Origin of the sequence: Streptomyces sp. NPDC058663 (assembly GCF_042716745.1) — a bacterium.
GTDB lineage: Bacteria > Actinomycetota > Actinomycetes > Streptomycetales > Streptomycetaceae > Streptomyces.
Genome location: NZ_JBHXRV010000023.1, coordinates 95,235 through 106,896 on the forward strand (window position 1 = coordinate 95,235; position 11,662 = coordinate 106,896).

The 11,662-nt window shown below is 73.9% G+C and carries 8 protein-coding genes; 4 read left to right on the top strand and 4 right to left on the bottom strand.

Annotation, left to right across the window (positions count from 1 at the left end; translation table 11 throughout):
• Nucleotide 1 precedes the first annotated feature (1 nt).
• A complete protein-coding gene (locus tag ACFWVV_RS18715; protein ID WP_384347046.1) occupies nucleotides 2-5,866 on the top strand; it encodes a TIR domain-containing protein in 5,865 nt (1,954 codons plus the stop codon).
• 175 nt (nucleotides 5,867-6,041) lie between these two features.
• Nucleotides 6,042-6,683, top strand: coding sequence for a HutD family protein (locus ACFWVV_RS18720; protein ID WP_384347049.1), 642 nt, complete (start codon nucleotides 6,042-6,044; stop codon nucleotides 6,681-6,683).
• Between the two features lie 108 nt (nucleotides 6,684-6,791).
• Here the strand turns inward: ACFWVV_RS18720 and ACFWVV_RS18725 are convergent, their stop codons facing one another.
• The 4 genes from ACFWVV_RS18725 to ACFWVV_RS18740 form a co-directional block, all read right to left on the bottom strand.
• Complete coding sequence (locus ACFWVV_RS18725) at nucleotides 6,792-6,995, bottom strand: hypothetical protein (protein WP_384347052.1); 204 nt, start codon at nucleotides 6,993-6,995, stop codon at nucleotides 6,792-6,794.
• Between the two features lie 72 nt (nucleotides 6,996-7,067).
• Nucleotides 7,068-8,015 (bottom strand): acyl-CoA dehydrogenase family protein, encoded by a 948-nt coding sequence (locus ACFWVV_RS18730; protein ID WP_384347054.1) that lies wholly within the window; start codon nucleotides 8,013-8,015, stop codon nucleotides 7,068-7,070.
• Nucleotides 8,015-9,160 carry an acyl-CoA dehydrogenase family protein gene (locus ACFWVV_RS18735; protein ID WP_384347057.1) on the bottom strand — a complete coding sequence of 382 codons (1,146 nt, stop codon included), beginning with the start codon at nucleotides 9,158-9,160 and terminating at the stop codon, nucleotides 8,015-8,017. Before ACFWVV_RS18735 ends, ACFWVV_RS18730 begins: the two co-directional genes overlap by 1 nt.
• Nucleotides 9,161-9,165: 5 nt before the next feature.
• Nucleotides 9,166-10,146 carry an enoyl-CoA hydratase gene (locus tag ACFWVV_RS18740; RefSeq protein ID WP_384347059.1) on the bottom strand — a complete coding sequence of 327 codons (981 nt, stop codon included), beginning with the start codon at nucleotides 10,144-10,146 and terminating at the stop codon, nucleotides 9,166-9,168.
• 49 nt (nucleotides 10,147-10,195) lie between these two features.
• Between ACFWVV_RS18740 and ACFWVV_RS18745 the strand changes: the two genes are divergently transcribed.
• Both ACFWVV_RS18745 and ACFWVV_RS18750 read left to right on the top strand, forming a co-directional pair.
• Nucleotides 10,196-11,011 carry an SDR family oxidoreductase gene (locus ACFWVV_RS18745; RefSeq protein ID WP_384347061.1) on the top strand — a complete coding sequence of 272 codons (816 nt, stop codon included), beginning with the start codon at nucleotides 10,196-10,198 and terminating at the stop codon, nucleotides 11,009-11,011.
• A 21-nt stretch (nucleotides 11,012-11,032) separates the two neighbouring features.
• Nucleotides 11,033-11,650 carry a TetR/AcrR family transcriptional regulator gene (locus tag ACFWVV_RS18750; protein ID WP_384347064.1) on the top strand — a complete coding sequence of 206 codons (618 nt, stop codon included), beginning with the start codon at nucleotides 11,033-11,035 and terminating at the stop codon, nucleotides 11,648-11,650.
• Nucleotides 11,651-11,662: the final 12 nt, after the last annotated feature.

Sequence of the window (11,662 nt, forward strand, 5' to 3'; positions counted from 1 at the left end):
CATGGCGACCAGTGCTGAAGTCGGCGGCGGAGCAGGCGAGTTGGATTTCTTCATCAGTTACTCCCCGGCGGACGAGAAATGGGCCGCCTGGATCGCGCGGACCCTGGAGGACGCCGGGTACAGCACCCTCGTCCAGGCGTGGGACTTCGTCGCGGGAACCAACTTCATCGACTTCATGGACCGGGGCGTCAGCCAGTCCGCCGCCGTCGTCGCCATCCTCTCCCGCCACTACGCCCGCTCCACCTACGGGCGCATGGAGTGGCAGGCCGCCCTGCGCGCCTCGCCCGAGTCACCGGAGCGCAAACTGCTCACCGTACGGGTGGAGGACACCCCCATCGAGGGGCTGCTCGCCACCCTCACGTACGTCGACCTGGTCGGGGTCACCGACCCGCAGACCGCGCGCGGCATGCTGCTGACCCGCATCGAGCAGGCCCTCGAAGGCAACGCCAGGCCCGCCCGCCGCCCCGGCTTCCCCGGCAGCGGCCCCCGCCCCGCCACCGGCCTGCCCGACCTCCCTGGCCTCCCGGGCCCCAGCAGGCTCGGCGGCCCTGGCTGGGCGGGCCGAAGGCGCCCCGCCAAGGCACCCGCCTACCCGCTGTCCGACGGGGGGAGCGGCGGCCAGGGCGAGGTGAACGTCCTGCACCTGGCAGGACCCGACTTCGGTCGCGGCCGAGAACCCGAGACACTGGCCCGCGAGGTCCGCGGCGACCTCATCGAACTGCGCGACGCCGGTGCCCCCGACCCCGACCTCCTCGTGGTCACCGGAGACCTGACCGCATCCGGCAGCCCCCGCGAGTGCGACCAGGCACTCGGCTTCCTCACCGCCCTGCGCTCCCACCTCGAACTGCCGCCCCAGCGCGTCGTGGTGGTGCCCGGCGCACAGGACGTCAGCCTGGCCGCCTGCCTCGGCTACTTCCACACCTGCGAGGCCGACGAGGTGGCCCCGCTGCCCCCGTACTGGCCGAAGTGGCGGCACTACACCCGGCTGTTCCGCAGCCTCTACCAGGGCCTGGACACCGTCTTCGACAGCGACCAGCCCTGGACCCTCTTCCCGGTCCCCGAACTGCACACCGTCGTCGCCGGGTTCAACTCCTCCTTCGCCTACAGCCACCGGCCCGAGGAGCAGTACGGGCTGATCGGCCGCGACCAGGCCGCCTGGTTCGCGGAGGCGCTGCGCAGGTACGAGGCCGAGGGCTGGCTCCGGATCGGCGCCCTGAGGCACCCGCTCACCGCCGCGTCCCGCCCCGGCGACGCCTCCGGCGGACCGGGCGCCCTGCGCGACGCCGACACCTTCGCCCGGCTCGCCGCCCCCCGGCTCAACCTGCTGCTGCACGGCCCGACCGGCGGACCCCGCACCACCACGGGCACCCCCAGCAGGGCCGAGCTCGCCGTACCGGGGGAACGCAAGGGCGGTGTCCCGCTCCAGACCTTCGGGGCCGCCGCTCCCGCCCGCTTCCAGCTGCTGCGGATCACCGCGGAGGGGGCCGCCCGCTGGACGGACCGGCCCGCCGCCGAACCGCTGACGTTCGCCGCCGACTGGCAGCACACCGCCCGCGTCTTCCCCGTACCCGACCTCCCCGACGTCGACTTCCCGCAGCCGCCCGCCCGCCCCGGCGACGGCTCCCAGGACTCCGCTCACCCGGTGGACTCCCTGGTGGAACGGGTCAAGGAGATCTGCCGGGTCCGCCGCGAAGGCGTCAGCCTGCGCGACGCAGCCCGCCCCACGCCCGCCGACATGGCACAGATCCTGGCGACCTGGCAGGAGGAGGGCGTCGTGCGCCAGCAGCGCATCGCCGTCCACCCCGGCACCCCCACCGAGGCGGAACTCGACCGGTTCACCACCCAGGTGCACGCGAGCGGCACCGACGGCGAAGCGGTCCTCGTCCACGCCGGCCAGGCTCCGCCGCAGGGCCTGCGCGAGCGGGCCGCCCGGCACGGGGTACGGGTGCGGGTGCGCAGCTTCCTGGAGTTCCAGGGGCTGCTCGACCTGCGCGGGCACGTCGCGGCACAGACCGCGGCCCTGCACGAGGGCGGCCAGTACGCCCCCGACCTCTACCTCCCGCAGCGCTACCGCGACACCTCCCGCCAGGACGAGCGCACCGGCGAGGAACGCGAAGGGCTCCTCGACGCGCTGCTGGAACTCCTCGACTCCGACCACGGCCGCTTCGTCCTGCTCCTCGGCGACTTCGGCCACGGCAAGACCTTCGCCCTGCGCGAGCTGGCCCGGCGCATCCCCGAACAGCTCCCGCACCTGATCCCCCTGCTGATCCCGCTCAACACCCTCGACCGGGCCCAGAGCCTGGAAGGCCTGGTCGCCGCCCACCTGGCGAGCCACCACGTCGACCACATCGACCTGCGCGCGCTGCGCTACATGCTCGCCCAGGGCCGCGTCGTGCTCCTCTTCGACGGCTTCGACGAGCTGGTCAACCGGGTCAGCTACGACAGCGCCGCCGAACACCTGGGCGTCCTCATCGACGCCTGCGTCGGCAACACCAAGATCGTGGTCAGCAGCCGCACCCAGCACTTCAAGAACCAGCAGCAGGTCCTCACCGCGCTCGGCGAGCAGGTCGGCCTCCTCCCGCAGCGCCGGGTGCTCACCGTCGCCGGGTTCACCCCGCACCAGATCCACGCCTACCTCCGCAACACCTACGGCGACGTGCACACCGCCGAGCAGCGCTTCCACCTCCTGCAGGGCATCCCCGACCTGCTCGCCCTGTGCCGCAACCCGCGCCTGCTGTCCTTCGTCGCCGACCTCTCCGCGGACCAGCTGCGCACCGTCGCGGGGGCGGGCCGCGCCCTGAGCCCGGCCCGCCTCTACGAGGACGTCTTCACCTCCTGGCTGCGGTACGAGGAACAGCGCGGCCAGGGCGGCCCGGGAGCGCCCCCCGGGCTCGGCATCGACGCCCTGTGGAAGGCCGTCACCGCGCTCGCCCTGCGCCTGTGGGAGTCCGGCCGCACCGCCCTGCGGCTCGACGAACTCACCGACATCTCCGCCCGCACCCTCACCGGACTCACCGAATCCCCCATGACCGTCGACGAATCCGCGCAGGCGCTGGGCGCCGGCACGCTGCTGGTGCGCAGCGACGACGGAGTGTTCCAGTTCATCCACGGCTCGGTCGTGGAATGGCTGGTGGCCAGGGAGGCGGCGGCCCGGCTCGGCCGCGGGCAGCACGGACTGCTGTCCACCGGGCTGCTCTCCCAGCTGTCGGTGGAGTTCCTCTGCGACCTCGCCGACCACGAGAAGTGCGCCACCTGGGTCCGCAACGTCCTCGACTCACCGGGCCACGGCGTCAGCGACGCGGCCCGCGCCAACGCCGTCCGCATCAGCAACCGGCTGAAGGTCCCCTCGCACGCAGACCTGCGCGGCGCCAGGCTGGCCGCCGAGGACCTCTCCCACCGCGACTTCTCCGGCGTCGACCTCACCGGGGCCGACCTCACCGACACCCTCCTCGTCGGCGCCAACCTCACCCGGGCCGACCTCACCGACGCCGACCTGACCGGCGCCCGCCTCGACCGGGCCGACCTCACCGGGGCGAACCTCACCCGCGCCGACTTCACCAGGGCCCGCCTCACCCGGGCCGACCTGCGCGGCGTCGAACTCACCGGCAGCCGCTGGCCGCGCGCCGCCCTCATCGACGTACACCTGGACGACGCCACGCGCGGGGCCCCCGAGCTGAGCCGGGCCTCACTGGCCCCCGGAATGCCGGTGGAAGCCGGGTTCCGGCCGTCGGCCGTGGGAGTGCCGTACGGCTTCGACATGCGCACCAGCCGGCTGCCCGAGCCCATCGCGTACAGCCCGGACGGCGAACTCCTCGCGGTCGGCAGCGAGGACGGCGGCGTCCTGCTCTGCGGCACCGACAACGGGCTCGCCCTGCGCACCCTCCAGGGGCACACCGGCCGGGTGTACGCGGTGAAGTGCCGGCCCGACGTCATCGCCACCGGCGGCTCCGACGGCACCGTGCGCCTGTGGGACCCGGTGTCCGGGCAGTGCAGGCACCGGCTCGACATCCACCCCGACGGGGTGTGGCCCCTCTCGCTCGACACCGCGGGCGGCAGGCTGGCCACCGGCGACCGGGAGGGCCTGGTCACCGTGTGGGACACCGCGTCGGGACGCGCCCTGCACCGGCTGCCAGGGCACACCGCCCCCGTCTACACCACCGTCTTCAGCCCCGACGGACGCCTCCTGGTCACCGGCGACGCCGCCGCCCGGGTCCGGATCTGGGACCTGGCCACCGGCAGCTGCACCCACGAGGCCGAAGGCCACCGGGGAGCCGTCTACCGGGCCCGCTTCAGCCCCGACGGAAGCCTCTTCGCCACCGCCGACATGGGCGAGGGCGAACACGGCACCGTCCGCGTCTGGCGCACCTCCGGCATCCGCCTCCTGCACGAACTCACCGGCCACACCGGCCGCGTGTACACCCTCGACTTCCACCCCTCGGGAACCCTCCTGGCCAGCGGCGACACCGAGGGCCGGGTCCGGCTCTGGGACCCCGTCGGCGGCACCCCCGCGGGCACCCTGGAGACCTTCACCGGAGCCGTCTACCAGGTCCTCTTCGGCGACGAGGGACGACTGCTCGCCGCCTGCGACAGCGACGGCGCGGTCCGCGTCTGGGCCGTCACCGAACGGCGCACCGGCGGCCACACCGTCACCCTGCGCCCCCGTCAGCCCTCCGAACACCGCGGCTCCGCCTGGGCGTGCGCCTTCCGGCCCGGCGACACCCAGCTCCTCACTGTCGGCAACGACGGCGGCGCCCGCATCTGGGACGCGGCCACCGGCCAGGGCAGGCGCATCCTGCGCGGCCACGGCCGCCGGATCTCCGCGGTCGGCTTCAGCGCGGACGGCGGCCAGCTCGCCGCGGCGGGCAACGACGGGACGGTCCGCCTCTGGGACACCCGCACCGGCCAGCGCACCCACGAACTCACCGGCCGCGGCGACCGGCTGGTGTCCGCCGTCTTCAGCCCCGCCGAATCCGTCCTGGCCACCGCGAGCAACGACGGCGACATCTACCTGTGGAACCCCTCGGGCGGCGAGTACCTGCGCGAGTTCGACGCCGAGACCGAACACATCTGGGCCGCCGCCTTCAGCAGCGACGGCGTCCTGCTCGCCACCGCCAACGACGACGACTCGGTACGCCTGTGGTACCGCTCCACCGGCGCCTACGTCTGCGAGCTCCACGAGCACCGGGGCCGGGTCCGCTCCATCGCCTTCCGCCCGGGCGAGGACGTCCTGGCCACCGGCTGCGACGACAGCCACGTACGGATCTGCGACGCCCGCAGCGGCGAACTCCTCGCCGATCTCGCGGGCGAGGACGGTCACTCCGACCGGGTGTACGGGGTGGCCTTCGGCACCGGCCCCGAAGGGCGGTGGCTGGCGAGCGCCGGCTGGGACGGCACGGTGATCCTCTGGCGGCACGGGACCGCGGCCCGCCGGCTGCGCGGTCCCGGCGGCAGGCTGTGGACGGTGGCCGCGCACCCGGCGCGCCCGCTCGTGGCGGCGGCCGGCGACGACCGCCGCATCCTGCTCTGGGACAGCGGCACCGGCACCCTGCTGGCCGACCTGGCCGGGCACACCGGCCGCATCCTCTCCCTCGCCTTCTCGCCCGACGGCACCACCCTGGCCAGCGGCGGCGAGGACGGCACCGTCCGGCTGTGGACCCTGCCGCCCGACGGGCCCCCGGTGCTGCGGGCCACGCTGATCGGCGTACCGGACGGGTGGGCGGCGCTCACCCCGGGCGGCGGGTACAAGAGCGACGGCGACGTCGACGGCGAGTTCTGGCACGTCGTGGGGATGTCCCGGTTCACCCCCGGGGAGCTGGACGAGTTCCTGCCGGGCGTGCACCGGCTGCCGTTGGGGGAGGAGCTGTAGCGCCGCCCCGGATCCCGTAACCTCGGCGGCCCGGACAGCCGGACGGGACAGGTACGACGGAAGCGGGTCCGCGCATGCCCATCGACCTCCGCGAGGTGGAGGAGAGCGCACCCGCGCCCGTCAGCCTCTACAAGCGCGCGGGCGTCTCGCCGGCGAGGGACAAGGGGATCGTCCGGTGAGGCTGCTGCGTGCGGCGGACCGCGCCGTCGTCCCCTGGAAGAACGGCGGAGGCGTCACCCGCGAAATAGCCGGGGGGCCGCCGGGTTCGGACGCGGCCGGCTTCGACTGGCGGGTGAGTCTGGCCGATGTGGCGGCGGACGGCCCGTTCTCGGAGTTCCCCGGCGTCGACCGCATCCTGACCATGGTGGAGGGCGGGGGCATGGCCCTCACCCTGGAGGGCGGCGGTGCGCCGGGAGGCGGTGGAGCACCGTCCGGTGAGGGGCCCCTGCTGGTCGACGCGCCGTGTGTCCCGCAGCGCTTCCCGGGCGACGTGGCGACCCACTGCGCGCTGCTGGCCGGCCCGGTGGTCAACCTCAACGTCATGTACCGCAGGGGTGGGGGTACCTCGGCGGAGGTCGTGGTCGCGGAGGGGGACGTGGACCTCGGACCGGTCGCGCACGGCACGCTGATCGCCGTGGTGCTCGGCCCGTCGGCCGTCCTCCGCAGTCCGCGGCCCACTTCCCACGGCCCCCGGGACCTGGTCCTGAGCCGGTACGACGCCGCGGTGTGCGAGGGGCCCGGCCCGGGAGCCGGCACCGGGGGAACGCTGCGGACGGCCGGCCGTACGGCGCTGATCACCGTACGGAAGGCCGGCTGAGGCGGGACGGACACGGCGATGTCCCGCCCCCCGGTTGACGGAGAACGGCGGTGCCCCGCCCCCCCCCGGTTGACGGGAAGGGCGGGGCACCGGCTGTTTCTCCCGCTGCTACTTCCCGGCGCTCGCGGCCTGCGCCGCCTGGACGGCGCTGGTCGTCACGGCCTCGGTGGCGGAGTCGGTCACCTCGTCGAGCAGCTCGCCCGACACGGGAAGCGAACCGAGCTGGTCCGTGGGCTCGGCGGCGTGGGCACCGGGGGTGGGGGAGACCAGAGCGGCCAGGAATCCGGCGGCGAGGGAGGCAGCGGCAGCCATGCTTCGTTTCTTCATGCCCTGCCCAACGCGCGTGCCGCGGATGGGTCACGGGGTGGGGCGCAAGCTACGCCGTCACGGTGACCTGGTCGCCAGAGCCCGGGAGCGGCACTGGGCGGGGGTGCCCCAGGCGTCGCGCAGCGGGCGGGCCTTGCGGAGCCAGAGGGACAGGTCCAGTTCCTGGGTGTAGCCGATCGCGCCGTGCAGCTGGAGCGCCGTCCTGGCAGCCGCGTACGCCGCCTCGCCCGCCGTGACCTTGGCCGCCGCGATGTCCCCCGGGGCCATGCTCAGGGCGGCCCCGTACAGCAGCGGGCGGGCGAACTCCAGGCCGGTCAGGGTGTCGGCCAGGCGGTGCTTGACCGCCTGGAAGGAGCCGATCGGCACGCCGAACTGGGTGCGCTGCCTGGCGTGGGCGACCGTCTGTTCGAGCAGGGCCTCCCCGACGCCGAGCGCCTGGGCGGCGGTGAGGAAGCACGCCAGGTCCCTCGCCGAGGCGACCCGCTGGGCGGACACGGGGAAGGGCTCCCCCGCTCGCGGCCGGTACAGGCGGCGCGCCGGGTCCGAGGAGGCGTACGGCTCGCCGCCCGGCGGGGCGAGTGCGGCGGCCGGGGTGAGCGCGAAGGCGGCTTCGGCGGCGTCCGCGTCCAGCGCGTACCCGCCGTCGGACAGCGTCACCACCGCCTCGCCCGCCGCGATCCTCGGCAGCCACTCCTGCGCGAGCGGGCCGCCCGCCAGCAGCACCGCCACCGCTGCCGTCTCCACATAGGGACCCGGTACCGCATGGCGTCCCAACTCGGTGAAGGCAACGGCCAGTTCGACCGGCCGGACGCCCAGCCCGCCGTGCTCGTCGGGGACCGCGAGGGCGAGGACGCCGGCCTGTGCCAGCCGCGTCCACTGGGCCAGCCCGGGGGCGTGGTCACCGGACTCCCAGGCCCGTACCACCGCGGGAGTTCCCGCGGCGCGCAGCATAGAGCGCAGCGAGCGGGCGAACTCCCGCTGCTCCTCCGTGAGCAGGAAGCGCATCAGCGGCGGCCCTTCGGGAGGCCGAGCAGGCGCTCGGCGATGATGTCGCGCTGGATCTCGTTGGTGCCCGCGTACAGGGGGCCCGCGAGGGCGAAGAGGTACCCCTGCGCCCACGCGCCGTCCGCCAGCTCACCCTCCTCGCCGAGGAGTTCGAGCGCCGTCTCGTGCAGGGCGATGTCGTACTCGGACCAGAAGACCTTGTTGAGGCTGGACTCGGCGCCGATGGTTTCCCCGGCCGCGAAACGCGAGGCGTTCGCCCAGGTGAAGAGCTGGTAGGCGCGAGCGCCGATCACCGCGTCCGCGACCCGGTTGCGCAGCGCGGTGTCGGCGGGGTCGCCGTGGGCGCGCCAGTCGTCGGCCAGCCGGCCCGCGGCGGCCAGGAAGCGGCCGGGGGAGCGGAGCATCAGCCCCCGCTCGTTGCCGGTGGTGGACATGGCGATCCGCCAGCCCTGGCCCGGCTCGCCGATCACGTCGTCGTCCGGGACGAAGACCTCGTCGAGGAAGAGTTCCGCGAAGGCGGGCTTCCCGTCGAGGCGGCCGATCGGGCGGACCGTGACGCCGGGCGCCCGCAGGTCGAACATCAGGTACGTCAGCCCGCGGTGCGGCCGGTCCGCGTGCGGGTCGGTGCGGAAGATGCCGAAGGCGCGGTCCGCGAAGGCGGCCCGGGACGACCAGGTCTTCTGGCCGGAGAGCAGCCAGCCGCCCCCTGTCCGTACGGCCGTGGAGCGCAGGGACGCCAGGTCCGAGCCCGCCTCGGGCTCGGACCAGGCCTGCGCCCAGACCTTCTCCCCGTTCGCCATCGACGGCAGCACGCGCGCCCGCTGCTCCTCGGTGGCGTGGTCGAAGAGGGTGGGGGCGAGCAGGTGGATGCCGTTCTGCGAGACCCGGCCCGGCGCGCCCGCCGCGAAGTACTCCTCCTCGAAGATCAGCCACTGCACGAGGTCCGCGCCCCGGCCGCCGTACTCCTCGGGCCAGGAGACCACCGACCAGCGCTCGGCGGCCAGCTGTGCCTCCCACGCGCGGTGGGCGGCGAAGCCCTCTTCGGTTTCGAGGGAGGGGAGGGGGGTGGCGGGCACGTGCGCGGCGAGCCAGGCACGGGCCTCGGCCCGGAAGGTCTCCTGTACGGGGCTGAAGTCGAGGTCCACGGGCTTCAGTTCCCCGCCTTCTTCTTCATGGCGGCCACGTCCATGCCGCCCAGCGAGTCCTCCGCGGTCTCCGCGTTGTGCGCGTGCGCCAGGTGGTGCAGGCCGAAGACGGAGTCCAGGCCGGCGTGCAGGCCCTGGAGGTCCTCGGCCTGGTTGACGGCCCGTTTGGCCAGGGCGAGTCCCAGGCGCGGCATCTCGGCGATGCGCTCCGCCAACTGCTGTGTACAGGACTCCAGTTCTGCGCGTGCCACCACCCGGTTGACCATCCCCACCTCGTACGCCCGCCGCGCACTCATCCGGTCGCCGGTGAACAGGAACTCTCTTGCGATCCGTGGCGGCATCACCCACGGGTGCGCGAAGTACTCCACCCCCGGAATGCCCATCCGCACCACCGGATCCGCGAAGAACGCGTCCTCGGCCGCCACGATCACGTCGCAGACCCACGCCAGCATCAGCCCGCCCGCCACACAGGCCCCCTGCACCGACGCCACCACCGGTTTCGGCAGCTCGCGCCAGCGCCGGCACATCCCCAGGTACACCTCGGACTCGCGGGCGAGCCGGCTCTCCGCGCCCGCCTTGTCCGAGTGGTCCCACCACAGGCCCGCCCGCCGCGCGAAGGGGAGGTGGGCGTCACGGCCGGGGGAGCCGATGTCGTGCCCGGCGGAGAAGTGCTCGCCCGCCCCGGCCAGCACGACCACCCGCACCTCGCTGTCCTCGGCCGCCCGGTAGAAGGCGGTGTCCAGGGCGTACGTCATCGCGGAGTTCTGGGCGTTGCGGTAACGCGGCCGGTTCAGGGTGACGTACGCGACCGGGCCCCGGCGCTCGTACAGCACGGGCTCGGGCTCCGGGGCGGGGGCGCCCTGCGGGGCGGATGCGTCGGGAGTGCTGGGCGGGGCGGGGGTTTCGGGCGTGCCGGGCGTGCGGGGCGTGCGGGGGGTGCCGGGTGTGACGGGGGATTCGGGCGTGCCGGGCGGCTCGGTGGCCATGGCGGGACCATCCTTCCCTAACAAGTGTTTGGTAGGTTAACGTACGGCCATGAGCAGCGTCGAGGACTTCCGCACAGGCACGGACGCACCCGCCTATGTGCGGGGACACGGGCTGCTGGCCGGCCGCAGCGCCGTGATCACCGCCGCGGCCGGAGCCGGCATCGGTGGAGCCACCGCACGCCGCTTCCTCGAAGAGGGCGCCAGGATCGTCATCGGCGACGCGCACGCACGACGGCTGAAAGAGGCCGAGCAGACGCTCGCGGAGGAGTTCGGCGCCGACCGCGTCACCGCCCTGCCCTGTGACGTCACCGACGAGGCCCAGGTCCAGTCCCTCTTCGCCCGCGCGCAGGAGGTGCACGGCGGCCTGGACGTCGTCGTCAACAACGCCGGGCTCGGCGGCACCGCCGAACTCGTCGACATGAGCGACGAGCAGTGGGCCCGCGTCCTGGACGTCACCCTGAACGGCACCTTCCGCTGCACCCGGGCCGCTCTGCGCGCCATGAAGTCCGCCGGCCGCGGCACGGGCGTCGTCGTCAACAACGCCTCCGTCGTCGGCTGGCGCGCCCAGCGGGGCCAGGCCCACTACGCCGCCGCCAAGGCCGGGGTCATGGCCCTCACGCGGTGCGCCGCCGTCGAGGCCGCCGCGTTCGGCGTGCGTGTCAACGCCGTCGCCCCCAGCCTCGCCATGCACCCGCACCTCGTGAAGGTCACCACCCCCGGGCTGCTGGCCGAACTCACCGAGCGGGAAGCCTTCGGGCGGTACGCCGAGCCGTGGGAGGTCGCCAACGTCATCGTCTTCCTGGCCAGCGGCTACTCGTCGTACATGACGGGGGAGACGGTCGCGGTCAGCAGTCAGCGTGCCTGAGTCCTGCCCGAGAATGGGCGGGTGCCTCCTACCAAGAAGAAGCCCCAGGTGACCGCGTCCCCCCAGCGCCGTCGCGAGCTCCTCGACACCGCCGCCGAGGTGTTCGCCGCGCAGGGTTACAACGCCACCACCGTCCGGAGAATCGCGGACGAGGCCGGCCTGCTCGCCGGCAGCCTCTACTACCACTTCGATTCCAAGGAATCGATGCTCGACGAGATCCTCTCCACCTTCCTGACCGAGCTGTGGGAGGGGTACGACGCCGTACTCGCGGCCGCCCTCGGGCCCAGGGAGACCATCGAGGCCCTCGTCACCGAGTCCTTCCGGGAGATCGACCGGCACCGCGCGGCCGTCGCCATCTACCAGAAGGAGTCCAGGCACCTGTCCGCACAACCGCGCTTCCACTACCTCGCCGACTCGCAGACCAAGTTCGAGAAGGCCTGGCTCGGCACGCTGGAGCGCGGGGTGGCCGACGGGGTCTTCCGGGACGACCTGGACGTCCGGCTGACCTACCGCTTCGTACGCGACACCGTGTGGGTCGCGGCGTCCTGGTACCGGCCGGGCGGGCACCACAGCCCCGAGGAGATCGCCCGCCAGTACCTGTCGATGGTGCTGGACGGGATCGCCGTACGCACCGAGTGACCTCATGGAATG